This is a genomic window from Ruania alkalisoli, assembly GCF_014960965.1.
GTDB classification, from domain to species: domain Bacteria; phylum Actinomycetota; class Actinomycetes; order Actinomycetales; family Beutenbergiaceae; genus Ruania; species Ruania alkalisoli.
On the sequence record NZ_CP063169.1, the window covers coordinates 4,225,969 to 4,251,602 of the forward strand.

The 25,634-nt window shown below is 66.2% G+C and carries 21 protein-coding genes; 9 read left to right on the plus strand and 12 right to left on the minus strand.

From position 1 onward, the window contains the following. Positions 1-81 precede the first annotated feature (81 nt). Both IM660_RS18740 and IM660_RS18745 read right to left on the minus strand, forming a co-directional pair. A complete protein-coding gene (locus IM660_RS18740) occupies positions 82-1,302 on the minus strand; it encodes a glucuronyl esterase domain-containing protein (RefSeq protein WP_193497267.1) in 1,221 nt (406 codons plus the stop codon). 53 nt (positions 1,303-1,355) lie between these two features. Further along, positions 1,356-2,165 (minus strand): 6-phosphogluconolactonase, encoded by an 810-nt coding sequence (locus IM660_RS18745; RefSeq protein ID WP_193497268.1) that lies wholly within the window; start codon positions 2,163-2,165, stop codon positions 1,356-1,358. Between the two features lie 367 nt (positions 2,166-2,532). Here IM660_RS18745 and IM660_RS18750 point away from each other — a divergent pair, with 367 nt between their 5' ends. The 4 genes from IM660_RS18750 (at position 2,533) to IM660_RS18765 (ending at position 8,805) form a co-directional block, all read left to right on the plus strand. Next, positions 2,533-3,828 (plus strand): extracellular solute-binding protein, encoded by a 1,296-nt coding sequence (locus IM660_RS18750; RefSeq protein ID WP_193497269.1) that lies wholly within the window; start codon positions 2,533-2,535, stop codon positions 3,826-3,828. After that, positions 3,825-4,772, plus strand: coding sequence for a carbohydrate ABC transporter permease (locus tag IM660_RS18755; RefSeq protein WP_193497270.1), 948 nt, complete (start codon positions 3,825-3,827; stop codon positions 4,770-4,772). The genes IM660_RS18750 and IM660_RS18755 overlap by 4 nt, the downstream gene beginning before the upstream one ends. Positions 4,773-4,836: 64 nt before the next feature. Continuing rightward, positions 4,837-5,682 carry a carbohydrate ABC transporter permease gene (locus IM660_RS18760; RefSeq protein ID WP_246465034.1) on the plus strand — a complete coding sequence of 282 codons (846 nt, stop codon included), beginning with the start codon at positions 4,837-4,839 and terminating at the stop codon, positions 5,680-5,682. 153 nt (positions 5,683-5,835) lie between these two features. Then, entirely contained in the window at positions 5,836-8,805 is a 2,970-nt protein-coding gene (locus IM660_RS18765; protein WP_193497272.1) for a polysaccharide lyase family 8 super-sandwich domain-containing protein, read from the plus strand. Between the two features lie 381 nt (positions 8,806-9,186). Here IM660_RS18765 and IM660_RS18770 read toward each other — a convergent pair whose 3' ends face one another. Together IM660_RS18770 and IM660_RS18775 are read right to left on the minus strand one after the other, a co-directional pair. Further along, positions 9,187-9,435 carry a helix-turn-helix domain-containing protein gene (locus tag IM660_RS18770; protein ID WP_193497273.1) on the minus strand — a complete coding sequence of 83 codons (249 nt, stop codon included), beginning with the start codon at positions 9,433-9,435 and terminating at the stop codon, positions 9,187-9,189. Between the two features lie 38 nt (positions 9,436-9,473). Further along, on the minus strand, positions 9,474-10,574 hold the full coding sequence (locus tag IM660_RS18775; RefSeq protein ID WP_193497274.1) for a DUF2330 domain-containing protein: 1,101 nt from the start codon (positions 10,572-10,574) through the stop codon (positions 9,474-9,476). 191 nt (positions 10,575-10,765) lie between these two features. Between IM660_RS18775 and IM660_RS18780 the strand changes: the two genes are divergently transcribed. Both IM660_RS18780 and IM660_RS18785 read left to right on the plus strand, forming a co-directional pair. Next, positions 10,766-11,080: a metal-sensitive transcriptional regulator gene (locus IM660_RS18780; protein ID WP_193497275.1), complete on the plus strand. Its 315-nt coding sequence runs from the start codon at positions 10,766-10,768 to the stop codon at positions 11,078-11,080. Between the two features lie 17 nt (positions 11,081-11,097). Continuing rightward, positions 11,098-11,319: a heavy-metal-associated domain-containing protein gene (locus IM660_RS18785; RefSeq protein WP_193497276.1), complete on the plus strand. Its 222-nt coding sequence runs from the start codon at positions 11,098-11,100 to the stop codon at positions 11,317-11,319. A gap of 84 nt (positions 11,320-11,403) precedes the next feature. Here the strand turns inward: IM660_RS18785 and IM660_RS18790 are convergent, their stop codons facing one another. Next, on the minus strand, positions 11,404-11,829 hold the full coding sequence (locus IM660_RS18790) for an Hsp20/alpha crystallin family protein (RefSeq protein ID WP_193497277.1): 426 nt from the start codon (positions 11,827-11,829) through the stop codon (positions 11,404-11,406). Between the two features lie 167 nt (positions 11,830-11,996). Continuing rightward, the gene (locus IM660_RS18795) at positions 11,997-12,662 is read right to left on the minus strand and encodes a tetratricopeptide repeat protein (protein ID WP_193497278.1); all 666 of its coding nucleotides are present in this window, start codon (positions 12,660-12,662) and stop codon (positions 11,997-11,999) included. A 159-nt stretch (positions 12,663-12,821) separates the two neighbouring features. Here IM660_RS18795 and IM660_RS18800 point away from each other — a divergent pair, with 159 nt between their 5' ends. Further along, complete coding sequence (locus IM660_RS18800; protein WP_193497279.1) at positions 12,822-14,141, plus strand: BNR-4 repeat-containing protein; 1,320 nt, start codon at positions 12,822-12,824, stop codon at positions 14,139-14,141. On the opposite strand, the gene putP is transcribed toward IM660_RS18800, so the two are convergent. Next, on the minus strand, positions 14,080-15,618 hold the full coding sequence (putP, locus tag IM660_RS18805; protein ID WP_193497280.1) for a sodium/proline symporter PutP: 1,539 nt from the start codon (positions 15,616-15,618) through the stop codon (positions 14,080-14,082). The genes IM660_RS18800 and putP overlap by 62 nt on opposite strands. A gap of 27 nt (positions 15,619-15,645) precedes the next feature. Further along, entirely contained in the window at positions 15,646-19,107 is a 3,462-nt protein-coding gene (locus IM660_RS18810; RefSeq protein WP_193499520.1) for a bifunctional proline dehydrogenase/L-glutamate gamma-semialdehyde dehydrogenase, read from the minus strand. A 212-nt stretch (positions 19,108-19,319) separates the two neighbouring features. On the opposite strand from IM660_RS18810, the gene IM660_RS18815 reads away from it, so the two are divergent. Then, positions 19,320-20,252 (plus strand): LysR family transcriptional regulator, encoded by a 933-nt coding sequence (locus tag IM660_RS18815; protein WP_193497281.1) that lies wholly within the window; start codon positions 19,320-19,322, stop codon positions 20,250-20,252. Between the two features lie 85 nt (positions 20,253-20,337). After that, on the plus strand, positions 20,338-20,799 hold the full coding sequence (locus tag IM660_RS18820) for a methylglyoxal synthase (RefSeq protein ID WP_193497282.1): 462 nt from the start codon (positions 20,338-20,340) through the stop codon (positions 20,797-20,799). Between the two features lie 253 nt (positions 20,800-21,052). On the opposite strand, the gene IM660_RS18825 is transcribed toward IM660_RS18820, so the two are convergent. From IM660_RS18825 to IM660_RS18840, 4 genes are read right to left on the minus strand one after another with little or no spacing between them, the layout of a single operon-like run. Then, on the minus strand, positions 21,053-21,949 hold the full coding sequence (locus IM660_RS18825) for a carbohydrate ABC transporter permease (RefSeq protein ID WP_193497283.1): 897 nt from the start codon (positions 21,947-21,949) through the stop codon (positions 21,053-21,055). After that, positions 21,946-22,902, minus strand: a complete 957-nt coding sequence (locus tag IM660_RS18830) for a carbohydrate ABC transporter permease (protein ID WP_193497284.1) — start codon at positions 22,900-22,902, stop codon at positions 21,946-21,948. The genes IM660_RS18825 and IM660_RS18830 overlap by 4 nt, the downstream gene beginning before the upstream one ends. Then, positions 22,899-24,206: an ABC transporter substrate-binding protein gene (locus IM660_RS18835; protein ID WP_193497285.1), complete on the minus strand. Its 1,308-nt coding sequence runs from the start codon at positions 24,204-24,206 to the stop codon at positions 22,899-22,901. Before IM660_RS18835 ends, IM660_RS18830 begins: the two co-directional genes overlap by 4 nt. Further along, entirely contained in the window at positions 24,203-25,501 is a 1,299-nt protein-coding gene (locus IM660_RS18840) for an aminotransferase class V-fold PLP-dependent enzyme (RefSeq protein WP_193497286.1), read from the minus strand. The genes IM660_RS18835 and IM660_RS18840 overlap by 4 nt, the downstream gene beginning before the upstream one ends. Positions 25,502-25,634: the final 133 nt, after the last annotated feature.

Consider the following 25,634-nt stretch of genomic DNA (forward strand, 5'->3'; position numbering starts at 1 on the left):
CGGGAGCCACGCCCGAAATGCAAGCACTGGGCACTACCGGACGAGTTGCTCTGAGCACAGTCGTCGGCCACCCCGGAGAGGCTAGGAGACGTCGGGAAGGTTCTGATCGGCGAAGTCCATGAAGTGCTTCCAATCCTCAGCGAGGACATCGTGACCACCGGCGCGGATATGGTAAGAGAGTTGGTGCCCTGCTCGCACACCGATCGGAGGCATCTCGACGGCTGTTGCCTCCGCTGCCGGCACGTCGATGGCACCCTCCGTGGCCACAGTGCCGCGCCCCCCGAACAGTTCGACCACTGGCGAAGCGTGCACAGTGCTGAGGAACTCCCCACGAGGATCGGCGTGGGCATCGAGGTCAGCACTCGCAATATGGACCGGTCGTGGCGCGATAGCAGCGAGGAGCTGGTGCTGATCGATGGGCAGTGACGCCTCGGCGTGCTGGAACCGGTTGAACGCTTCACAGAACCAGTGCGGGAAGTTCTGCGTGATCATGTCAATGTTCTCCCCGGCCTGGTGCCGGAACAGCGACGCCCCTGCGCACCCCGAGTCGTTGCTGATGGCCGCGGCGAACCGTTGATCTTGGGCGGCTGCCCACAGTGCGGTCTTGCCTAGCCGCGAGTGGCCATGAACGATGACTCTGCGCGCATCCAGTTCTGGCAGGCTGCCGATGGCGTCGAGCGCACGCGCGAGGCCCCACGCCCAGGCGCCTATCGCGCCCCAGTGATCTGGCTGACGGTCACGTTCCATCTGCGCGGCGGTGTGAAACAGACCCCTGACGCCCGTTGCCGCCGCTCCGGGACGATCCTCCTCGAGGCTGGCGTGGTGGATGGTGGCCACCGCGTAGCCGCGGGCGATCGCCTGATCGTAGGGCCACCTGCGCGCCTGGTTGCCTCGGGGAGCAGGCGCCTTGACCCACGCTCGGCTGAGCGCCACACCCTCGTCGGAGGTAGTGGAATGATTTCCCTGGAAGTTCAGACCGAGCAGCACCGGCGCCGGAGCGGAGATGTTGCTCGGGTGGAAGAGCAGCATGGAGATGTCTCGACTGCCGCGCGGGCCGCTGACCGTGATGGTCAGCTCACGGCGGACCGCCGTCGCATCAAGGGCGTCATCGACACGAGACTTCTCGACAATTGCCTCTACGCCGCCCCCACTGGGCGTACGGCCGTAGACATTCGCAGCAAACGCCTCGACGATCTGTGGTGCCCGCTGCGTACGCCAGGCCTCTGGGGAGCGGTCGCTGACCGGTCCCCACAGCCTCGGGAGCTGATAGTCGCCGAGCGAGCGCTCCGGCTTGTTCGACATCCCACTCCTTGCCTCGGTAGCGGAGCCTGATCTTGGCACGGGCCGCCGGGTAGTCATGCCATCGACGACGAAGCAGTCAGTCCGCCTGGTCCTGGAGTCGTGCTGAGTTCCCGCGCGGCGTCGGGATCAAGGAACCAGAGCGCACGCGGATGATCCTGCAATCGACTGGCGGGGCACGCGCTCTCCACCGGGCCCGTCAGTGCCCGCGCCACAGCAGGTGCCTTCTGAGCACCGAGCACGGTGCACACCATCAGCGAGGCCGAGGCCAAGGCAGGCACCGTCAGCGTGAGGGCGCGAGCAGGGACGTCCGAGACGTCGGCGAACAGTCCGTCGTCGACCTGCTGCTGGCGGGATACCAGGTCCAACGTCACCTCGCGTACCCAGGCGCTGTCGGCGAAGTCGGTGATACCCGGCTCGTTGAAGGCGATATGGCCGTTGACGCCGACACCGAGGCACGTCACGTCAACCGGCGCCGCGGTGATCAGCGCGCCGTAGCGGGCAATCTCGTCGGCGCCGTCCTCAGTGTCCGCGCGGATGCGCTCGAATCCAGGGAGAGCCGCGAGTGGGAGACGATCGGCCAGCCACTGACCGAAGGCCTGCGGCCTGTCCATCGCCAGGTCGAGGTACTCATCCATATGGAACGAGCGGACCTTCGACCAATCGATGCGTTCGTCCCGAGCCAGAACGGCAAGCATCGCCTCTTGCGACGGAGCGCTCGCAAAGATGACCCGCGCCACTCCGCGCCGTCGGACCGCGTCGACGATCGCATCGGCAACGGTGCGTGCGGCTGCGCCTGCGGCCTCCTGCACCCCCGCACCCACGGTGACGCGGCAATCTTGGTCCGGTACATCGGTCGGCAGCATCGTGTTCCTTTCGATTCAATCAGTTACACCAAGCGATCAGACGTGATCGCGTTGGTCACCCCACACGGCGCTGGCATCAGCGAGAGTGCCGACCTGCACGCAACCACGCGTCGGCGCTGTAGCTGCCACGTATGCCGTGGACTCAGCGCAGCCTAAAGGCAAACACGGCGGACCTGCAACCGCTTGCAGTTGCAGGTCGGTCAGCCCGCCACCCTGACGCCGGGACGGGCATCGCCTGTCGAAGAGATTCACTTCAATCGGTTGCATAACTGACCGAGGCGTGGCTATGCTCGCCGAGTGCAACCGCTTGCAGTTGCTGGTTGTGCTCGCTGGGCAAGCGCTGTCCATCGCCATTCGAAGGAGAATCATGGATATTTCACGCCGCTCGCTGATCGTCGGGGCGAGCGCCCTGAGTGCGGGAACGTTGCTGAGCTCCTGTAGTGCCAGTGAGTCTGGTTCGCCATCGGGCTCAGGCTCAGCAGGGGGCCTCGGTGGTGAGATCACCGTCTTGACGCCCGCCTTTTCCAGCGGCGACCACAAGGCCGTCTACGACGCCATCGTCGCCGAGTACAACGAGATCTATCCAGATGTCACGGTCACCACTGACCACACCGACTATGGAAAGCTCAACGAGAAGTTGACTGTGGCCGTTGCCAGTGGCGTGATTCCAGACGTCATCATGTCAGGCATGGGGTGGGTCGAGCCCTTCGCTGCCAAGGGAATCTACGCCGAGCTGGACGCCTCCGTCATGGAGGGGCGCGACTACCCCGAGGCGGTCCTTGGACCTTGCCAGTATCAGGGCAGTCTGTACGCGGTCCCATCGTTCCTTGACACCCGGTGCTTCGTCGGCAACCGCGAATTGTGGGATCGTGCCGGGATCTCTGAGGCGCCCACCTCCTTCGCCGAGTTCCGCGAAGCCGCGAAGGAGATGACCGGCGGATCGGGCAGCAACAAGCAGTGGGGCATCATCATCAACGGTGCCGGGGCCGCACGGCAGCTCCTCGCGATGGCGATCGGCGCAAACGGCGGGTCGATGTTCGACGCCGACGGCACGACGGCACTCTTTACCTCACCGGAGTGTGTCGAAGCCATGCAGTTCCTGGTCGACCTGATCGAGGACGGCTCGACGTCGTGGGACCTGAAGCCCGCTGAGGGAAGTCCCCACCCGTTCCTCGGTGGCAATATCGGCATGAGCGTGTGCCCCACGACCTTTTGGTCGGACTGGAGCGAGGGCGCCCCGGAGCTCGTGAGCGAGGAAAGCAGCATCCTGTTCCGGATGCAGAACGTCCGGGAATCAATCTTCCTCGGCGGCACGCTCATGTCCAGGAGTGCTCAGTCACGCAACGCCGAAGCCGCCGATGCCTTCGTCAAGCACCTCTCTGGAGTCTCGTCGATGCAGCAGATCTGTGAGATCAGAGGTGCCGTGCCGGCCACGGACGAAGTGCTTGAGCAGAGCGCATCTCTCCAAGAGAACCGCTTCATCGAGTATGGGGTCGAGTCTCTGGAGTTCGCTTCCTACGAAGGAGGCAGCGAGGCCTGGATGGAGATCCGTGGACAACTCAACCCCATCCTTGAGGAGGCACTGGTGGGACAGACCGAGGTTCCGGTCGTGATGGAGAAGGCCAACGCGATGGCCCAGGAAGCGATTGACCGCTCGGCATGACGAACACCGTTACCCATCCACAGCCAACTCGTACCCGTTCTGGTACACCGGCTGCGAAACTCACGCGTGGTCGGTTGCACCGCAAAGAACGCCAGGCCGGCTGGCTGCTCGTCGCGCCAGCCGGCCTGCACGTCTTCATCTGGGTCGGCCTGCCACTGATCGTCGCCTTGATCCTGAGCTTCACTCGCTATGAACTACCCGCGAAGCCGCGATTCATCGGCTTCGAGAACTTCGTCGAAGCTTTCGGAAAAGAATCCTTCCGAACGGCCGTCCTCAACACCTTCATCATGACTGGAGTTGCCGTTCCGGTCAGCATGACGATCGCCCTGTGCATAGCCCTGCTACTGAATCAGGGACTCAAGGGACAAGGATTCTTCCGTACCGCCGTATTCATGCCGCACATCACGGCAACCGTCGCGGTCGCGGTGGTATGGCTATGGATATACAACCCAGATAGCACGGGTTTGCTGAACAAGGCGATCGAGATTTTCGGTATCGGCCCGGTGTCCTGGCTGGGATATCCCGACCTAGCCTTGGGATCAGTGATCGTGATGTTGATCTGGCAAGGGATCGGCATCAAGATGCTGATCTATCTGGCCGCCCTTCAGGGCCTACCTCTTGATCTGGACGAGGCCGCAAGGATCGACGGAGCGAATGTGGTGCAGCGCTTCTTGCACATCAAGGTTCCCCTGCTCCGCCCCGCCACCTTCTTTGTGCTCGTCACCTCGATCATCCAGTCGTTCCAGGTTTTCGATCAGATCTTCATCCTGACCAGCGGCGGTCCGGCGAACGCGACCACGGTGATCACCTATCAAATATACCTATCGGCGTTCGAGGCATCCAGAATGGGCTATGCCTCAGCTCAGTCGATAGTCCTGTTCACGTTCCTCATCTTCCTGGCCATCTTTTCGCGGCGAGTTGTTGGAGGCACCGATGCCCACTGAGTTCGCCACCGTGAGCATGGATCGAGACAACCGGGAGTCGTTGCTCGCACGACGGCGAGCCACTGTGGCCCGCTCAGTTGCCTGGACGATCCTACTCGTCGTCTCGTTGCTGATGCTGGTTCCATTCCTGTGGATGCTGCTCACGGCTTTGAAGACTGACGGTGAGATCGCACGTGGCGGCAGCCTGCTGCCGCAGGAATGGCAATGGAGCAACTTCGCCAGCGCACTCGAAGCCGCACCATTTCACATCTACGCACGGAACAGCCTGCTCATCGCCGTCGGTCACACCGTGATGACGCTGACGTACGCGTCAGCAGCTGGCTACGCACTCGCCAAGCTTCGATTCTCGGGGGCCAAGTGGCTGTTCGGCGGGTTTCTTGCGGCGATGATGATCCCCAGCTACGCAACGATCGTCCCTCAGTTCCTCATGGTTCGATTCATGCCGCTGTTCGGGGGTAATGACATTTTCGGCCAAGGTGGTAGCGGTTGGATCGATACGTGGTGGGCTCTCATTATTCCCGGTGGGGTCTCCGCCTTCTCGGTCTTCCTGTTCCGGCAGTTCTTCACTTCCGTACCGACGGAGCTGATCGAAGCCGCCAGGCTGGATGGACTCAGCGAGGTTGGAATCTTCGCCAGGATCTCCGCACCTCAGGTCGTCCCAGCATTCCTGACCGCCGGACTACTGAGCTTCGAGAGCTCGTGGAACAACTTCCTGTGGCCACTGCTCGTTACCTACAGCGAGGAACTTCGTGTGGTTCAAGTGGGTCTTGCGGGATTCCGCCAGGAGACCACCGCCGAATGGAATCTCATGATGGCGGGAACCGCCATGGCAACGCTCCCCATGGTCGTGATCTTTCTATTCGCACAAAAGTACTTCGTTCAGGGCTTCGCGAACGTCGGCATCAAGTGACTTTCGGCTGACATCTTTCGGCGACCTGCCCTCGAACGCGATCAAGCCAGTCGATGGCGGCCAGAACGTCGCCCCGACCATCGCAATTCCGCTGTGGCCCAGATCTGCGGCGAGTACCTCGAAGGAATGAACAACAACGGAGAGTGATATCCCATGGTGTACAACGAAGTAGCCTTTTCCCGACGCACCCTCCTCGGTGTCGGTGCCGCACTCGGTGCCACCGCTGCGTTGGGGCATCTCGGTGCCAGACCGGCCTGGGCGACTGACGACTACGAGTACGTCCGGGAACGCTTCCGCGCAGACCTGGTGGGCAGTCGTACGGTCGATCCCGACGATCCGGCCGTGGCGGCCATCGTCGCCGGGTACGACGACGCCTGCGACGAGCGGCTCGACCAGTTCTCTCCCAGTTCCCAGGGGGTGTTCGCCGACCTGAACATCACCGGCACATCCAGTTCAGCACCGGTGAGTGCATCGTTCACCGGGCTGCGGTCCATGGCCTACGCCTTCGCCGTGCCCGGCGGCCGGTACACCGGGTCGTCCGAGCTGGCTGACCAGATTGTGACCGGTCTGCAGACCATGAACGATCTCGTGTACAACGTCGACCAGCCCGAGTATGACAACTGGTGGACCTGGGAAATCGGCTCGACCGGCAGGATCATCGAGATCCTCACGATGTGTCACGAGGTCGTGCCCGCGGATCTACGAGCGGCCCTGTGCGACGCCATGGCTCACTTCGTCCCCGATCCGGGGTTCAACTACCCACCCGATAGCCCACGCCGAGTTGTGAGCAGCGGCGCCAACCGGATCAACCTGTGCCGGGCCGTGATCCTGGAGGGCATCCTGATGCGGCGCCCGGATCGGATCGAGCTGGGCATCGAGACATTCCTCCCGGCATTGGAGGTCAGCGACACCGGAAACGGTCTGCTTTCCGACGGGTCGTTCGTCCAGCACAACCAGGTGGCCTACACCGGTGCGTACGGATGCTCCTACCTGAACGGGGCTTCCAGCTTGGTGTCGCTGATGCCCCAGACCCCATGGGAGATGGCCGATTCGCAGGTCGCCGCTCTTCTGCGGTCGATCGACGACGCCTACACGCCCTTGGTGTTCAACGGGCAGCTGGCTGCCTCGCTCCGCGGCCGGGCCGTGTCCTATCCCTCGTCCTCTGATTCCGGTGACGGTCAGGTCATTCTCTCGAGCGCGCTGAGGCTGGCGCGCCAGGCTGACCCAGAGACGGCCGCCCGGTGGCGCGGACTCTGCCTCGGCTGGATCGAGCGATCCCGGCACTACGACATCAGGGCCAGTGCCGCGCTGCCGCTGCTGGCGCTGATCGAGGAGGCGGAGGCGCTGGCGCCACCGATTCAGCCACAACCGATCGAATCCCGTACCTTCCCGGGCATGGACCGGGTGGTTCACCAACGGCCGGGGTGGTCGGCCAACGTGGCCATCGGGAGCACGCGGATCAACAAGTTCGAGGTGATGAACCGAGAGAACCGCACCGCTTGGCATCATGGGGACGGGTTCCTCGGCCTCTACCTGGAGAACGAGGAAGTCGCGCAGTTCGACGACAACTTCTGGCCCACTGTCGATCCCTACCGAATTCCAGGAACAACAGTCGACAGCCAACCCCGACCCATCCTCAACGGTGGTGGCCTGGACTCGATGCTCGGTTTCTCTCCGATGGTCGGCGGCTGCGTGGTTGGTGGTGAACCGAACCCACCGGCTCAGCGCGGAACCCATGCGATCTGGACGGCGCGCGAGCGCAACTGGAGATCATCGATGGAAGCCACCCTGTCGTGGTTCTTCCTCGACGATGGCATCGTCGCTCTCGGCAGTGGGATCAACGCACCGATCGTGGAGCGCGTCTCGGCGTTCGGAGACGCCTATGTTCGAGGCGGCACCTACGCAGACAACAACTACAGCACGGCAGGCTACCTTCCAGTGCGGAAATCGAGCAGTGCCTCCTACACCCGCGAGACCTACTTCCAATTCTCCCTGGCCGACCTCCCCGCAAGGATCAGGTCGGCGACGCTGTATTTCAATGCTGACGTAGATGACAGCGGCGGCACGGAGATGGATGTCGAGGTTCACGCGGTCGATGGGGAATGGGTCGAGAACACCATCACCTGGAACAACCGCCCACCCACCGGCGAACGGTTGGCGACGGTGCACGTGGTCGAGGAGCCCCGCTGGCACGCGGTTGAGATGACCGAACACGTCCGGGAGCTACTTGCCGCAGGAGACACACTCAGCGTCGTCCTGCTGGAGGACCCGCCGGACGGCACCGGACTGAACGTCAAGGTTCGCGGCCGCACCAGCAGCACATCCACCGCTCCCTACCTGGAGATAGAGCTCGACGAACCCACCCCTGACACCTACCCGATCGAGACGATCCTCGAGAACCGCAAGGTGCCCGGGGACGATGTCCCGGCGTGGTCGGTGGATGGCGTGCCGGTATCCGGCTCCGATGTTCCGGGATGGCGGGATGCGATCGTGGGCACCACAGCACATCTACCCGGCACAGCGGGCTATCTGATGCTCGACGGCGAACGCACCTTCGATCTGACGTGTGACGAGCGGACCGGGGACTGGCATCGCATCAGGGAACGCGAGGACGACACTCCTATCATCCGGACGTACCAGACCGCGTGGCTGGATCACGGACGGATGCCAACGGATGCATCATTCGCCTATCACCTATTGCCGAGGATCAGTGCCCAGGATCTCGCAGATCTGGCGGAGTCCCCGAGTGCGGTGGTCGTGGCGAACGAAGCTGATCGTCAGGCGGTGGCGGCACCGGGCCAGGGTTACTTTGCGGCCGCCTTCCACGCAGCCGGCGAAGTCCGCCATGGACGACAGTCGATCCGAGCCGAGGCGCCGTGCACCGTAGCGACCTTGGGCGAGCCCGGTGCAGGCGGATCATTCGAGATCTCTGTCGCCGATCCCGCTCGTGACGCCGACGTGGTCGAGGTTCAGGTCTCGCTTCCGCCGGGCCTGCCCTTGCGGGTCACCCGCGCTGACGACACCATCGACCTCTCGATCAGCAATGGAGTAGCACATCTGACAGTTCGCACCGCGGAGACCTACGGTCGCTCCCAGCGGATCCTGTTCACCGCTGACGTCTGAGATCGAGCTCGCGGCATCCACTCGCCTGATCATGCGCCAGAGCCTGGGATGCCCGTTCCTTCTTCACGGTCCTACCCACGATCCCATTTCTCGGGTAGGACCGTGAAGAAGCTGGTCGCACAGGGAGTCACCGACGCGATTCCCCATCTAGCCAGGCCCTGATCTCCTCACCAGTTGTCGACCGTCGGCGCGAGAGCAGCCCCACCTATCTCCGACTGGCAATGAGTTGCTGGGAGCCGTCCGTTGTGACCGTCCCACCTCAGCCATCTGGTGCACGGCCACCCGGATGTCCTCGCGGAAGTAGATCAGGTCCGGCAGATGCCACCGGTACAACCCATGCATCGGCGGTGCCTCGGTGGAGGAGTCTGCGGTCTGTGAAAGTCACTCAGTGCGCATGCTGGGGGTACCCGTGATAGGCGCCGAGAAGGTGCTGATCTGCTTCGTGCGCAGACCGTGGGCGTGCATGTTGGGCAGATAGCCGAGCTCGGCCGCCACGGCGCGGATCCGTTGTGCGACGGCAGGGTTCACCCGCCCGGTGTCGGGATCGACGTCACCGAGGTGACCGGTCGGCGGTTCGCGTTCGATGTCGCCGGTACAGAACTGACGGCGCTCAGCCCATCCGTGCCTCATCTGGCACAGCGTCGCCAGGAGCCGTCAGTTCTGCACGGTCAGGAGCTCGAACGCCGCCCGCGGATCACAGCGGCCGCCACCAGCCCGGCGAAGAGCGCGAACCCGCCGAGCCCGACCAGCACCGGACCGGCGGGAAGTCCGAGAATCTCCCGCATCCGGGTGACGTGCGTGACCTCGCGGTGGTCGCCGGCTTCCGGAGCGGGGGCGAAGGTGAAGTCGGAGACGATCTGCTCGCTGGGATCGTCGAAGCGCTGGTCGAAGACGGTCAGATAGGCGCCGTCGCCCACCAGTCCTGCGAGCGTCTCATCAGCGGTTTGCCCTGGTTCGAGCGGGCCTGCGAACCGTCGCTCACCGGTCTCCCTGTCCCAGGTCGGATCGGTGCGTTGTACCTGCTGGTCGGTGACCACATAGGTGCGCACGTACTGTTCGCGCGTGGCGGCCGCGGAGATCCGCATCGGGTAGAGGAGCGCCGAGGAGTCGAATGTCAGCCGGAGCGGCTGAATCTCGCCTGCCAGCACCTCGGACTCGGGGGCGATCCGCACCGCGACGTAGTACCAGCCCTCGGAGACGTAAGGCAGCAACGCCTCGGCCACGGCATCGTTCATCACGTAGTCGTGGGCGTCGAGCCAGTCAGCAAGGCCGTCGGCATCACTGGCCGAGAGCACACTGACCTCGAGTGGCCCGAGCGTGACCGTGCTCATGACGTCCACTGAGGAGCCAGAAGGCGCCGCGCCGTCGGACCCGCCAGCGCCGCCACCTCCCTGCGGCCACCACCGGTAGTCCACCTCGACACTCGGTGCGATCAGCTCCTCGAGGGCGTCGAAGACGGCCGGGTCGACCAGTCCCACATCGGCGGGAGCGGGCGTGGGAATGACCAACGCTGCCTCATCGGCCTCGGAGAGCATGTCCAGCTGCAGGATGACATCCTCGGTCTCTCCGTCCCAGGCGACGAGCGCCTCCTCCCGGTCCACGGCGATGTCGTAACCCTCGTGCGCCACGGCAGCACCGCATCCGCACGCCGCGGCCGGCTCGGGGATCAGCACCAGCCCGGCTGCCAGTGCACCCGCGGCGAGTGTGGTGGCAACGGCCCGGTGGGTGCGGGAGGTTCCGTGCGCAGGGAGACCTCGGGTCGTCGTCATGCGATTCACGGTAGGGCAGCGATCGGCGCGAACCCGGGCCCGATGCCGGATCGATACCAAGCTCGAAGCGATCGTGACCATTCCGTTGTGCGACCTGCACAAGACCTGCACAGCGCCGACGAGGGTAGCGTCGACATACCCTCGGGGGGTACCATGGGCGGACGAGACGAGGACGATGCAGGGAGCATGCGATGACCGAGCAGACGGTGGAGCCCGACACCTCCGCCCACGGCTACACCCCGGAGAAGGAGGCCTATCTCAAGCGGCTGCGACGGGTCGAGGGCCAGGTGCGCGGGATCGCGCGAATGGTCGAGAACGACACCTACTGCATCGACGTCCTCACGCAGATCTCTGCCGTGACGAAGGCGCTGCAGGCCGTCGGCCTGGGACTTCTCGAGGACCACCTCGGCCATTGCGTCGTCGATGCGGCACGCCGCTCCCCGGAGGAGGGGGCCGCGAAGGTGGAGGAAGCCAGCGCCGCCATCGCACGCCTCGTCCGTTCCTGACACCGAAAGGACCCACCATGACCACCACCACGATCGACGTCACCGGCATGACCTGCGGCAACTGCGTTGCCCACGTGACGGCAGAACTCAAGGAGATCGACGGCGTCTCTGACGTCTCCGTCGACCTGCACCAGGGCGAGGCCTCGCCCGTGACCATCACCTCGACCTCGCCGGTGGAGGAGGCAGCCATTCGCGCGGCTGTGGACGAGGCCGGCTACCAGGTCACTGCGATCCGCTGACCCTACTGACGAGCGGCAGACGAAACGCCGCGTCCGGTGCGATCACCATGCACCGGACGCGGCGTTTCGTCGCTGAGGGAGCGATCAGGCGCCCTGCCCTGCCTCGACCTGCGGCGCCTCCGTGGTGGCATCGCTGGTCTGCACCTCGATCTTGCGCGGCTTGGCACGCTCGGCCACGGGAATCCGCAGGGTGAGCACGCCGTGGGCGTAGTTGGCGGCGATCGCCTCGACGTCCAGGCCGTCACCGAGGGTGAGCTGACGCCGGTAGGAACCGGACGGGCGCTCCTGGGCCAGCCACTTGCCGCCGTCGGGCTGGGCGACAGTTCGCTCTGCCTGCACGGTCAGCATGTTGCCGTCGACGTCGAGATCGATCGAGTCGGGCGCAACCCCTGGCAGGTCGATGTCAACGACGAAGTCGTCACCGACGCGGTACAGATCCATCGGCATCCAGCGCGGGCCGCGGCCGGCGAGGCGGTCGAAGTCACGGAACGGGTCGAACATCAGGTTCATCGCAGACCTCCTGTGGTCGGTGGCCCCGTGGGGCCAAGGGCACTCGGCGGGCACCTCACCCGCCGTACACCCTGTCCAACGGCGACGGCGGCCCCTGTGTTCCAAAGTTGAGTCCCCTTCGCTCAAGGCGAACATCTATCCGCACCATACCGCGGTTCCTCCGTACCTCAGCGCCCCGAGCGCCGCTCCGTCAGACGACGGCGGGTCGCAGCGATCGCCTGACGCGTGGACGCGAGCTGATCGTCGGGCGCCCCCACCTCCTGACGCAGTCGCAAGGCCGTGAGGAACCACTCCAACGCCTCGTCGTAGCGACCTTGGTCGAACAGGCTCTTGCCCCCGTGCTGCCACGCGAAGTACCTCATCGCGATGGTGACGCGCTCCTGTCGGGAGCCGGGCTCCGCCGTCCCGCACGCAGACTCTGCCGAGTGCTGCGCGCGACGGAACAGCAGGTCGGCCAGCGCGAATCGCCGCTGCCACTGCAGCACGTGAGCCAGCCGGAGGGCGGGCCCGATCGCAGCCACCGGCAGCACGCAGGACCGTTCCGGCGGCCCGCTCCCTTCGCGCACCCCCATCGCCTCCGGCTGTTCGTCCCCCTCCCGCAGCAGCGCAGGATCGGACGGTCCGCCGGCCCGCGCCAGGGCTGCCCACCCGAGCCGCTCAGCCTCCTCCAGCTCATTGAGCATCCGCAGCCAGCCGATGCGCTCGGCATCTGCGTCCTCGCCGAGTGCGGCGAGCGCCGCTACCCGCTGCCGTGCCGCCTCGACGTCATCGGGCCGGTCCCGCAGATCCTCATCGTCGATGGAGTAGGTGGCAGGTGGAAGTTCGGGCGGCATGGCGTCATGCTCGCACGACCTGATCGACACAGATGCGTAGAGCGCAGCGCCACCACGCCGTAGGGTGACGCAGCCGTGTCGATCCCGTCACCGCGCGCACCACACCGCACGTCGGTAAACGCTATCCAACACGAGGAGGACCTGGCAGAATCTCCCTCCATGGCTTCAGAGCAGATCCAGACCCCGGTGCAGATCCAGACCTTCAACGACAACGGAGCCTGGTGCTGGTTCCAGGATGAGCGCGCCATCATCGACCCGGTCACCGGCACGATGCTGATCGGCTCCGTGGCCGCGGCCGAGGGGGCGGGAGGCCAGGCCCGCTCCGGCAACATCGAGCTCGCCGTCGTTGATCTGAGCTCCGGCGCCTCCCAGATCGTGGTGCTGCACGCCAACCTCGAGGTCGACGACCACAACGATCCCGCCCTGTGGATCCGCCCCGACGGGCGATACCTGGCGATGTACACCAAGCACAAGAGCGACAACTTCCAGCGCTGGCGGATCTCCACCCGCCCCCACGACGCCACCGAATGGGGCCCGGAGCAGACCTTCGACTGGACCGAGCTGACCGAGGGCCGGGGCGCCACCTACTCCAACCTGCACTACCTCGCCGAGGAAGGCCGCCTCTACGCCTTCGCGCGCGCGGTCAACGACGACCCCTCGATCCTGATCAGCGACGATCACGGCGAAACCTTCCGCTACGGCGGCAAGCTCTTCACCCGGCCGAAGATCGGGTACGTCAACGGGTACACCCGGTACGCCTCGAACGGGACCGATCGGATCGACTTGATCACCACCGACCACCACCCGCGCGACTACGACAACTCGATCTATCACGGCTACGTCGCCGGCGGCGCGCTGCACGACTCCCATGGCACGGTCGCCGACCCCGCGGTCCTCTCCCCCGAGGCCCCCTCCCAGGTGGAGCTGACCACGCTGCTGGCCACGGGCACCACGTTGACCGACTCCCCGCTCACCCACGCCTGGACCACCGACATCCGGCAGGGCCGCGGCACGCAGACAGGTCAGCTCGCCGCCGTGCTCACCGCCCGTGCCCACGATGAGCCGGAGAACAGCAACTACTCCGACCACCGCTTCGTCTATGCCCGTCACGACGGCGCAGGCTGGCAGATCTTCCCGCTCGCCCCGGCGGGGGCGAACCTGCTCCCGCACGAGCAGGACTACACGGGCCTGGTCTCGATCGACCCCTACGATCTGGACTCGCTGTACCTCTCGGCGCCGATCGACCCGCGGGACGGCTCAGCGCTGGCCCACCACGAGATCTTCCACGGCCGTACCACCGACGGCGGAACCTCCTGGGCATGGACGCCCATCACCGAGAACTCCGGGGAGGACAATCTGCGACCGATCGCCGTCCCCGGAGACCCCTCGACTCTCGCCGTCACGTGGTTTCAGGGAACTATGACGGCATCCCAGCACTACGCGTGTCGGGTCCAGGGGTTTGTCCAGCCCCGACCTTGATCGCCATCAGTTCGCCGGTGTCGTCGAACTCCTTCTCGATCGTCGCGTCATGCCGGTAGGTGGCGCGGCTGACGACGACCGCCAGCACCAGGCCGACGATGAATCCCGGCAGTAGTTCATAGATTCCGGTGTCGAACCGGCTCCACACGAACACGGTCACGGCACCGCCGATCATCGCGGAGAGCGCCCCCCAGTTGGTGAGCTTGCGCCAGAACAGGCTCAGCAGCACGATCGGCCCGAACGAGGCACCGAACCCTGCCCAGGCGAAGGAGACGAGCCCGAGGATGGTGTCATTGGGCACGATCGCCATCAGCGCCGCGACGACCGCGACCAGCAGCACACAGGAGCGCCCCAGCACTGTCAGGTGCTTCGGTGAGGGGGCCTCACGGCGCATCACCTTGTACAGGTCCTCCACCAACGCGGAGGAGCAGACGACGAGCTGGCTGGAGATGGTGCTCATGATGGCCGCCAGCACCGCAGCGAGCACGAAGCCGGCCACGATCGGGTGCAGGAGCAGTTGCGCCATCACCAGCACGACCGTCTCGGGGTTGTCGAGACTGTTCCCAGTCCGCTCGAAGTAGGCCAGGCCCACGAGCCCGCAGACGACCGCGCCGATCATCGACAGTGCCATCCAGGTCATGCCGATGCGTCGGGCGGAGGTCGCGGCTTGCGGGCTGGGCAGTGCCATGAAGCGCACGATGATGTGGGGCTGACCGAAGTATCCGAGGCCCCATGCCAGGGAGGAGATGATGCCGATCACCACGCCACCGGTCACGGCCGCCCCGCCGAAGATCTTCAGGTGGTCCGGCCCCACTTCTGCCAACGCGGGGCCGATCTCACCGAATCCGCCGAGGCTGACCACCGCAAGCACAGGGACCACGAGCAGCGCCGTCATCATCATCAGCCCCTGCGCCACATCGGTGAGCGAGGCGCCCAGGAACCCGCCGAAGAGGGTGTAGCTCAAGGTCACGATTGCGACGAGTGCCAACCCGAGGTGATAGTTCGATCCGAAGGAGCTCTCGAAGAACACCCCGCCGGCCACCATGCCGGAGTTGATGTAGAGGGTGAAGAACACGAGGATGATCACGCTGGAGACGATCCGCAGCAGCCGGGACGTGTCCTTGAGCCGGTTCTCCAGGAAGCTCGGGATCGTGATCGAGTTGTTCGAAACCTCGGTGTAGGCCCGCAGTCGCGGTGCCACGAACCGCCAGTTCAGGTAGGCACCGATCGTCAGGCCTACGGCGATCCAGGCATCGATGAGGCCGGAGACATAGATGGCGCCCGGCAAGCCCATGACTAGCCACCCGGACATATCCGAGGCGCCGGCGCTGAGGGCGGCTGCCCAGGGCGGAAGGTTCCGCCCTGCGAGCATGTAGTCCTCGTGGTCTTTGGTGTTGCGAGCCGCGAAAACCCCGATGGCGATCATGCCTGCGAAGTAGAGCGCGAGTGCGATGTACAAATACGTCTGATCGGACATCGTCGTCCTTTCTCGGTTGTTGTGAGACTACGCGCTCCGCGCAGTCACCGCCGGAATGTCGTAGCGGCGGATGGTGCCGAAGCGGTGAGCGGTGATGGAGACCGCCTGCTCCTTCAGGAACGTCAGGAGCTCGATCCGTCCCGCGGCGACCACCTTGTGGGTGTACAGCGCGACGGCTGGTGATCCCTGGGTGAGGGAAGCCAGTTCGGCGGCGGACCCACCGATCAGGCGGATCCTCCCGCCCGTCTCGGCGAGGCGACGTGCCCGCGTGGCCCAGGCTGCGCCGTCCTCGACATGCAGCTCGGCCACCGTTGCCACATAGTCGGTGATCTGCCGTGGCAGATCGGCAACGACGCTCACAATGACGGCAGCACCGGCTCGTGCCCCGGCGGCGACCACGCGCAGGAGCTCGGCGTAGCGCTCACTCTCGAAGCGCACGGTGGCCGGCTCCGGGTGGTAGCGGAACGCATTCTGCTCACTGGCGAGCCCGGTGGCATCGCGCACGATGCCGAACTCACCGGCCCACGCTGCCTCATCGGTGGTGAGGGCGCCCGCCAGCCAGTCACGTTCGGCGGCCGGAAGGTCCGCGGCGGCATCGAGGGCCCGGCGACTGATGGCGTCAGACGCCCCGGAGACTGACACCGGCGCATCCGTCCAGGTGCCGAACCCGGTCAGATAGTTCGGTCCGCCGGCCTTCGTACCAGCACCCACCGAGGCCTTCTTCCAGCCGCCGAAGGGCTGGCGCTGGACGATGGCGCCGGTGATGCCGCGGTTGACGTAGAGGTTGCCGGCCTCGACCCGAGCCATCCAGGTCGCGATCTCCGCCTCGTCGAGGGAGTGCAGGCCGCTGGTGAGGCCGTACTCGATGCGGTTGACCAGTTCGATGGCCTCGGTGAGGGTGTCCGCGGTCATGATTCCGAGCACCGGACCGAAGTACTCGGTGAGGTGGAACTGCGAACCCGGCCGGACGCCGTCACGGATGCCTGGACGCCACAACGTGCCCGACTCGTCGAGCTGTTGCGGCTCCACGAGCCAGCTCTGCCCCGGCTCGAGCGTGGTGAGCGCGCCCAGCAGCTTGCCCTCGGCCGGTCCGATGATCGGGCCGATCTGCGTCTGCTCGTCCCAGGGCTGGCCCACCGGCATCGACGTGACCGCGTCGACGAGCTGACGGCGGAACCGCTCCGAGGTGGCCGCCGACCCCACGAGGATGACCAGGGAGGCGGCCGAGCATTTCTGGCCGGCGTGACCGAACGCGGAGGTGGCGACGTCGCGCGCGGCGAGGTCGAAGTCGGCGCTCGGGGTGACGATGAGAGCGTTCTTCCCACTCGTCTCGGCCAGCAGCGGCAGGTCGGGCCGGATCTCGCGGAACCGCTCCGCGGTCTCATACCCTCCGGTGAGGATGACCCGGTCGACCGACTCGTGGCCGATCAGCTGGGACCCGAGCTCGCCCTCGGAGAGCTGGACGTGGCGCAGCACCTCGCGCGGGACGCCCGCCTCCCACAGCGCCTCGACCATCACGGCACCGGAGCGTCGCGCCTGCGGTGCGGGTTTGATGATGACGGCAGATCCTGCCGCGAGCGCCGCAAGTGTGGACCCGGCGGGAATGGCCACGGGGAAGTTCCACGGGGGCGTGACGACGGTGAGCCGGTCAGGGCTGAAGCTCGCCCCGTCCACGGTCTCCAGCTCGCGGCCGCGCTCGGCGTAGTAATGCGCGAAGTCGATGGCCTCGCTCACCTCGGGGTCACCCTGGGCAAGGACCTTGCCGCACTCGGAACCCATCACCTCGAGCAGGTCGGCGCGGCGGGCCTGGAGCACATCGCCGGCGCGGTGCAGGATCTCGGCGCGGCGGTCCGCCCCGAGATCGCGCCAGGCCTCGCTGGCGGCGACGGCGCCGTCGATCACCTCCTGCAGCTGGGCGGGGGTGTCGATCACGGATGCCTCGACCGTGGCGAGACCGAGCGTGCTGCGCTGCATCTGGGCCCGGACGCGATCGCCCCAGGCACGGTTGGCCGCGATGGCCGGATCGGTGTCCGGGGTGTTCTGGAAGCCGAGTGCCGGAATGTCCCTATCCCGGGTGCCCGCGTCCGGCTGGCTCCGGTCCTGGTTGCGGTGCGGCTCAGGAATCTCGGTGGGGATCGTGGCGATGGAGTCGAGGAAGCGCTGCTTCTCCCGCTCGAACAGGGCATCGGTGCCAAGATCGAAGACGGCGGACATGAAGTTCTCCGACGAGGCACCCTCTTCGAGTCGGCGCACCAGGTAGGCGATGGCGACGTCGAACTCCCGCGGGTGCACCACCGGGGTGTACAGCAGCAGAGCGCCGACGTCCTCGCGCACAGCGGCCGCCTGGGCGGTGGCCATCCCGAGCAGCATCTCGAACTCCACACCATCGGTGACGCCGCGGCGCTGGGCCAGCAACCAGCCGAGGGCGATGTCGAAGAGGTTGTGGCCCGCCAGGCCGATGCGGACGGCGCCGATGTGCTCGGGGCGCAGTGCATAGTCGAGGACGGCCTTGTAGGAGGAGTCCGATTCCTGCTTGCTGCCCCAGGTGGCCAGTGGCCAACCGTGGGCCTCGGCGTCCACGCGCTCCATCGGCAGGTTCGCGCCCTTGACCACGCGAACCTTGATCGGCGCCCCGCCGCGGGCCACCCGTCGGGCAGCCCATTCCTGCAGCCGGATCATCACGCTCAGAGCATCGGGCAGATAGGCCTGGAGCACGATGCCGGCTTCGAGGTCATGGAACTCGTCGCGGTCGAGGAGGGTGGTGAAGACGGCCTCGGTGAGGTCGAGATCCTTGTACTCCTCCATATCGAGGTTGATGAACTTCCCGCCCGCCTCCTTCGCCTGGCGGAACAGGGGGCTGAGGGAGGTGACCGCGTGGTCGACGGCGTCGTCGAAGGACCAGGGGCTGTGCGGGGCGACGGTGGAGGAGACCTTAATGGAGACGTAGTCGACGTCGTCGCGGGCGAGCAGCCGTGCGGTGCCGGCCACGCGGCGGCTGGCTTCGTCGCTGCCGAGGATTGCCTCGCCGAGCAGGTTGATGTTGAGCCGGATGCCCTGGTCGGCATCGCGCAGTGTGGCGATGGCGGGCCCGAGCTTACGGTCCGTGGCATCGACGATGAGGTGCCGCACCATGCGGCGCAGCACGAACCTGGCAGCCGGGACCACGATCCCCGGGGCCACACGGCTGGCGACGCCGCCGGCCCGGATTGCCGCGCGCAGATGCCAGGGCAGCAGGCGTGGGGTGAGCGGTACGAGCCCGCGCAGGGCACGGGCGGCCACAGCGGTGTCTTCCGGGCGAATCACACTGTCGACGAACCCGAGGGTGAAGGCGAGACCATTCTCGTCGCGGAGGATGGCGGCGAGGCGCTGTGCGGCCGGATCGACCGGATGAACCTTGCTGGCTTCGAGCCACCGCCGCACCTGAGCAATGGCGTCCTGCGCCAGTGCCTCGTCGATCACCGTCGCCGGCTCCGTCGTCACGCCCACCAGCCCTCCTTCGCCTGCAGACCTATTCCGCTCCGTCTGGCCCCGTGTTGTGCTCCCGATCTGTCCGTGCTCCCAGGCAGCCTTTCCTGGTCAGCTCAGGGCAACACGGGTCACCTCGATGTCGCCCCAGTGTGGTGCCCGGCTACCTGTGATGAAAAGTGATACTTTCAGAACAGATTCGTTCGACAGGATCGAAGATTCGGGAGTGGAACTCGATGTGGGACTCCGGTCGGCTCCGGCTGCTGCGTGAGCTGCAGCTGCGCGGAACGGTCACCGCCGTAGCGCAGACGCTGAACTTCAGCGTCTCGACGGTCTCCCACCAGCTCGCACGGCTCGAACGTGAAGTCGGCGAGAAGCTGCTGGAGCCGGATGGTCGCCGGGTACGGCTGACGGCGCAGGGCCGGGTGGTCGCCGAACACGCCGCACGGATGATGGATGCGGAGGAGGCGACCCGGGGCGCACTGGAAGCACTCGAGCCGGGGCCCGAGACCGTCCGTGTGGCGTCCCTGGAGACAGCAGCACGCGCTCTGCTGCCGCGGGCACTGGACGCCCTGGCCATCTCCCGTCCGGAACTGCGGGTGGAAGTGGCCGTGGTGCCACCGGAGGTGGGACTGTTCGAGCTGGAGGCACGCCATTTCGACCTCACGATCGCCGAGGAGTACCCCGGATCGACCCGCCAGCTGCGGCCGGGCCTGGACCGCATGACCCTGGGCCAGGACCCCGTGCGTCTGTGCGCGGCCGCGGCCACGACGGTGACCTGCCTGCAGGATATGGCCGACCACCCCTGGGTGATGGAACCGCCGGGTGCGATCGTGCGCGACTGGGGCGTCCAGCAGTGCCGGGCAGCCGGGATCGAGCCGGATGTGCGGTACGAGGCCACCGACCTGACCGTGCACATCCGGCTGATCGCCGCGGGCCACGCCGTCGGTATCCTCCCCGATCTGGTGTGGGCCGGCTACTCGGCCGAGCTGGCGCTGATCGACCTGCCCGGCACCCCCCACCGGGAGCTGTTCACCTCCGCGCGCCCGAGCTCCCGCGCCCGGCCGGCGGTGCAGGCCGTGCACGACGCACTGGCGGCGGCACTGCACTCCCCGGTGGCCCATCCCGCCTCGGTGCCCCGCCACGCGACAGGAGCAACCCCGGACTGACGCGAGGTGACACACAGCACTGTGAGGGCGAGAATGGAGCCACCGCCATCGGCGACGATGCCGCGCCATTCGTCGAAAGGCCCGCATGAGCACGTCACCCGCACCCCGTCACATCGCCCTCGTCGCGCACGACAGCATGAAGGTCGACCTGCTGCGCTGGGCCGAGTACAACCGCGGCACCCTCGCCGAGCACGTCCTCTACGCCACCGGCACCACGGGCACCATGCTCGAGTACGAGCTCGGCCTCCCGGTGCACCGATTCCTCTCCGGACCCGTCGGAGGCGACCAGCAGATCGGCGCGAAGATCGCCGAGGGTCAGATCTCGATGCTCATCTTCTTCTGGGACCCGCTCGAGGCCCAGCCCCACGACCCGGACGTCAAGGCCTTGCTACGAATCGGGGCCGTGTGGAACGTGCCCATGGCGTGCAACGTGGCGTCGGCAGATCTGATGATCTCCTCGCCGCTGATGAGCAGCGGCTACGAGCACCAGCGCCCGGACCTCTCACCGCGCACCTGGGATGAGTCGTCCGGATCCCCGACGGCGTAACTCACGCCGACACCCGCAACGCCCACAACACCGACACAACCTCAGCACCGACCACAACCTCACCACCGACCACAACCTCACCGGGGGTGAAGTTGACGTCGATTATGTGCCGATAACCGGCGTCAGGTTCACCCCCGGTGAGGTTGTGGTCGGTGCAGGGGGCGACGAGAGGTACGGGCGCGTCCGGGTCCGGGTCCGGGTCCGCGTCCGCGTCAGGGCAGGGCAGGTCAGGTCAGGTCAGGTCAGGTCAGGGTCAGCCCTTCACGGCCCCCGCCGTCAGTCCCTGCACGATCCACTTACTGGCCAGCGCGAACATCACCATGGTCGGCAGGATCGTCAGCACCGCGGCCGCTGACATCGACCCCCAGTCGATGTTGAACGTCGAGATGAAGCCGTTCAGCGCGGCCGGGATCGTCCGGTTCGACTCCGCGTGCATCAACACCACCGAGAGGAACAGCTCGTTCCAGGAGTTCACGAAGTTGAAGATGAATGCCGCGATGATCCCCGGCGTCATCACCGGCACGATCACCCGGAACAACGCCCCCAGCCGGGAGCAGCCGTCGATCATCGCCGCCTCCTCCAGCGCATCGGGCACGTTCTGGAAGAACCCACGCAGCATGATGGTGGAGAACGGGATGCTGATCGCCACATAGACGAGCACCAGACCGAACTTGCGGTCCACCAGCCCGAGGTCGGACATCATCGAGTACAACGGCCCGAGCGCGATGAACGCAGGAATCATCTGCGTGAGCAGGAAGGCGACCAGCACCGCACCCCGAGAGCGGAAGTGGAACCGCGCCAGCACATAGGCACTCAGCAGCGCGATCAGCGTGGCAGTGGCCCCCGCCGTGGTGGCCACGATCGCCGAGTTCGCGAGGAACACCCCGAAGTTGCTCTGCTCGAACAGGCCCCGGTAGTTCTCGATCGAGAGCTCTCCCGGCCAGTACTCCAGCGGGAAACGGCTGATCGTGCCCGGCGCCTTCAACGACGTGATCGCGATCCAGTACAGCGGGAACAGGGTGATCAGCAACCAAGCACCCAGCCCGATCACCCGCAGCACGCCGCCGATGGTGACCCGGCGCGGCGCTGCCCTGGTGACCACCGGCTCGGGGGACGTCGGCGCAGAGGTGAGGGTCGCCGTCGTACTCATGACTGGTCCGCCTTCCGGATCGCCATCAGGTAGAACGCGCAGAAGACCAGCAGGAATCCCACCACGCACAGCCCGAGGGCACTGGCGAGGCCGTAGTTGCCCTGCTGGGTGAAGTTGATCATCCAGGTGGTGACGATGTGTGTCCGGTTGGCCGGCCCGCCACCGGTCATGGCGTAGATGATGTCCGGGAAGTTGAAGATCCAGATGATCCGCAGCAGCACCGTGAGCAGCAGGGTCATCGAGATCGTCGGGATGATGATCGAGAAGAGCATTCGCACCTTCCCGGCGCCGTCGAGGCTGGCCGCCTCGATCATCTCCTCGGGCACGGACTGCAGCGCTGCGAGGATCATGATCGCGAAGAACGTCACCCCGTACCAGATGTTCGCCACGATCACCGCGATCATCGCCAGGGTGGGATCGGCCAGCCACGGGATCGGCGCATCGATCATCCCGACCTTGCCGAGCAGATCGTTGACCACACCGAACTCGGCGTTGAACATCCACCGGAACAGCATCCCGATGAGGAACCCGGAGACGGCCCAGGGGAAGAACACCAACGCCTGGTAGACGCCGCGAAACCGGAACCGTTTGCGCAGGGCCAGCGCGAGGGCGAAGCCGATGAGTAGCTGCGGCACCAGCGAACCGACCACCCAGAGCACCGAGTTGCGCACGACGGTGGGGAACACCGGATCGCTGAGGATGGTGGCGAAGTTGTCGAACCCGATGAAGGGTGTCGAGGTCAGGTCCCACAGGTTCCAGTCGCGGAAGGCCATATTGGCCCCGCGCAGCATCGGGTAGTACGTGAACCACCCCACGAACACGATCGCCGGCGCCAGGAAGGCCAGGATCGTCAGGCCGTGACGGGCCCGGAACGCCGGTCGGCGGCGGTTGCCTGGCGCCCCGCCGCCGGCTGCGGCGGGGCGCTCGGTGGAGGTGGCGGTCACCTCAGTCACTCCGCGGCGTACTTCTCGGTCCAGAACTCATCCCACGAGGTGAGCAGTTCCTCGTGCGTCATCTCGCCGAGGAGCACACTCTGGATCTCCTGGTCGGACTTCTGGATCCACTCGGTCCACCAGCTCACGTCCCGCGGCTGGGTGACGTTGACATAGGTGTCCGGGTTCTCGGTCATGGTCACGTAGCTCGTCCACGGACCCTCGGAGTAGAACGGGTCGTCCGAGGCCGAGGCGATCGGCGGCACAAGGCTGTTGGCCTGGGCGAACTCCGTTCCCGGCCCTTCGGAGGCGAGGAACTGCACCAGCGCCACCGCCTCCTCGTGGTGCTCGCTGAACTCCGTCACGCCCCATCCGGCCACTGCCAACGGCTGCGCGGCACGGCCCGTGGGCCCCACCAGCAGCGGTGCGGTGCCCCACTGGTCCTCGGAGAGGGTGTCCGATCCCTGGATGGTGGCGATCACCTCGGGGTCCTGCAGCAGGAACGCAGTGGAGCCGTTGTTGAAGCCCTCAACCATCTCCGGGTAGCCCCAGGAGACTGCGGACGGCGGGGACGCCTCCTCGAAGAGCGCGAAGTACGTCTCCAGCGCATCCTGAGCCTCGGGAGCGGCGAAGATGGTGGAGCCGTCCTCCATCAGGAAGGCGTTCTCGGTGTCGAGGCCGTCGATCACATACGCCTCGATGGCGGCGACCACGTTGCTGTTCGCGTTCTGCCCGCCACGGAAGGCGTAGCCATAGGTGTTGCTGGAGGGATCCTGGATCGCGCTCGCCTGCTCGAGCAGGTCCTCCCAGCTGGACGGCGGCCCGTCGAAGCCCGCCTCGGCCACCAGGTCGGTCCGGTAGAAGAGGGAGAGGCCGTAGAAGCCGTACGGGAGGAAGTAGCTCTCGCCATCCCCCTCGGCCACGGCGCGGGCGTTGTCGGTGAGGGCGTCCCACCCGTCCCAGGACTCCAGGTCACCGCTGAGGTCGTAGAGCCAGCCGTTGTTGGCGAACGGACCGACGGTGATGTCGCGGACTTCCAGCACGTCCACACCGGAGCCGGACTGCAGCATCTGCTGGATGGTCTGGTCCGCCTGCTCGGTCGGGGGCGAGACCAGTTCGACCTCAACCCCGGGGTTCTCCGCCTCGAAATCGTCGAGCAGGCCGCGGATCAGCGTGGTGCGATCCGGGTTGGTCAGGGATTCCACCATCTGGAGGGTCACGGTGCCTTCGGAGTCTCCGGCATCACCGGAGTCACCCGAGCACGCCGCCAGGGCGATCATCGAAAGGCCAGCCGTCGCGGCGACGGCGGAACGTAGGTGTCTCATGTGTTCTCTCCTTTGAGGGGGGACGGGTAGCGAGAAGATGGTGCGTGAGGTGCGGAGCGGACCCGCCCAGGCGAGGCGGCCAGTCCGCTGGCTTCGAGCACGAGCGGGATGGCCCGCTCGATGAACTGGTGGAAGTCGGACTCCTCGGTGTACAAGTGCGCCGAGAGGCGCAGGTAGGGCCGAGAGTCGAAGGTGGTGAACGCGGCCTCCACGCCGGCGCGCTGGAACAGCACGTCACGCAGCCGGTCTGCGGCTTCGCGGCGGTCGGCGAGGGTGTCCGGTATCCGCACCAGACGCATCGACGGCACCTGCGCGGCACTGACGACCACCGGATCGGAGTCGAGGTAGGGCGCGATGGCCTCGCCGATGATCTCGGCGCCATGGTCGACGAGCTCGGCCATCGTCTCGCGGGCCGCCGACCAGCCGTACTCGCGCTCGATCCAGGAGATCGCGTGGGGTGCGGCGAGATAGCTGGTGGCGTCGATCGTGCCCTGCGTGTCGAAGCGTGCCGGGAACGGCTCCTCGGCGGCCCAGGAGTCGATGAGGGGCCAGAGGTCGTCACGGTCGGCTGCGGTGCTCACGAGCACGGCCGCACCTCGAGGCGCGCACGGCCACTTGTGCAGGTTGCCGAACCACCAGTCCGGCTCGCCGCACTGGGCCGGGGCATCGATCAGGCCGGGTGCGTGGGCACCATCGACGAGCACACGAACGCCGGAGCGGCGCGCCTGCGCCGTGATCTGCTCCACCGGGAAGCGACGGGCAGTGGGTGAGGTGATCTGGTCGACCACGATCAGCCGCGTCCGGTCGGTGGTGGCTGCGGCGAACTGGGTGAGCACCTCGTCATCACTGGCGAGCAGGGGGATCGCGACCGTGCGCACGCGAGCACCGAAGCGCCGGGCGAGCCGGCGAGCACCCATCGTGATGGCGCCGTACCCGTGGTCGGTTACGAGAATCTCGTCACCGGCCGCCAGCTGCAGGCTGTTGTAGATCACCGTCGCGGCGGCGGAGGCATTGGGGACGAAGACCATGTCCTCGGCGCGAGCGCCGATGAACGGTGCGATCTCCCGGCGCGCCTGGGCCACCAGTGCGGGAACCTGCGGGAACCACCCGACCGGGTTGCGATCGGCCTGGGCCCGGAGCCCGTCCTGGTGGCGCACCACCTCGATGGGGACGGCACCGAACGAGCCATGGTTGAGGTGCACGACATCCGGGTCAAGCGGCCAGGCGTCCCGTGCCCGGTCGTATCCGCGCAGGCTCACACCTGTCACGGCGTCCCGACCGACCGTCTGCTGCATCACGTCTCTCCACTCTGCACCCATGTTGTTCGATGACTTATCGTCATCTCGGGCTGTTGGCGCACCATGAGACCATCTTTCACGCTACTTGTCGAACAACTCGTGACGCTCTAGCGTGGTCCAGACCACGAAG

Coding starts and splice junctions, on each gene's coding strand:
- IM660_RS18740 (WP_193497267.1), bottom strand. CDS start 1,302: ATGTCGAACAAGCCGGAGCGCTCGCTCGGCGACTATCAGCTCCCGAGG.
- IM660_RS18745 (WP_193497268.1), bottom strand. CDS start 2,165: ATGCTGCCGACCGATGTACCGGACCAAGATTGCCGCGTCACCGTGGGT.
- IM660_RS18750 (WP_193497269.1), top strand. CDS start 2,533: ATGGATATTTCACGCCGCTCGCTGATCGTCGGGGCGAGCGCCCTGAGT.
- IM660_RS18755 (WP_193497270.1), top strand. CDS start 3,825: ATGACGAACACCGTTACCCATCCACAGCCAACTCGTACCCGTTCTGGT.
- IM660_RS18765 (WP_193497272.1), top strand. CDS start 5,836: ATGGTGTACAACGAAGTAGCCTTTTCCCGACGCACCCTCCTCGGTGTC.
- IM660_RS18770 (WP_193497273.1), bottom strand. CDS start 9,435: ATGAGGCACGGATGGGCTGAGCGCCGTCAGTTCTGTACCGGCGACATC.
- IM660_RS18775 (WP_193497274.1), bottom strand. CDS start 10,574: ATGACGACGACCCGAGGTCTCCCTGCGCACGGAACCTCCCGCACCCAC.
- IM660_RS18780 (WP_193497275.1), top strand. CDS start 10,766: ATGACCGAGCAGACGGTGGAGCCCGACACCTCCGCCCACGGCTACACC.
- IM660_RS18785 (WP_193497276.1), top strand. CDS start 11,098: ATGACCACCACCACGATCGACGTCACCGGCATGACCTGCGGCAACTGC.
- IM660_RS18790 (WP_193497277.1), bottom strand. CDS start 11,829: ATGAACCTGATGTTCGACCCGTTCCGTGACTTCGACCGCCTCGCCGGC.
- IM660_RS18795 (WP_193497278.1), bottom strand. CDS start 12,662: ATGCCGCCCGAACTTCCACCTGCCACCTACTCCATCGACGATGAGGAT.
- IM660_RS18800 (WP_193497279.1), top strand. CDS start 12,822: ATGGCTTCAGAGCAGATCCAGACCCCGGTGCAGATCCAGACCTTCAAC.
- putP (WP_193497280.1), bottom strand. CDS start 15,618: ATGTCCGATCAGACGTATTTGTACATCGCACTCGCGCTCTACTTCGCA.
- IM660_RS18815 (WP_193497281.1), top strand. CDS start 19,320: ATGTGGGACTCCGGTCGGCTCCGGCTGCTGCGTGAGCTGCAGCTGCGC.
- IM660_RS18820 (WP_193497282.1), top strand. CDS start 20,338: ATGAGCACGTCACCCGCACCCCGTCACATCGCCCTCGTCGCGCACGAC.
- IM660_RS18825 (WP_193497283.1), bottom strand. CDS start 21,949: ATGAGTACGACGGCGACCCTCACCTCTGCGCCGACGTCCCCCGAGCCG.
- IM660_RS18835 (WP_193497285.1), bottom strand. CDS start 24,206: ATGAGACACCTACGTTCCGCCGTCGCCGCGACGGCTGGCCTTTCGATG.
- IM660_RS18840 (WP_193497286.1), bottom strand. CDS start 25,501: ATGCAGCAGACGGTCGGTCGGGACGCCGTGACAGGTGTGAGCCTGCGC.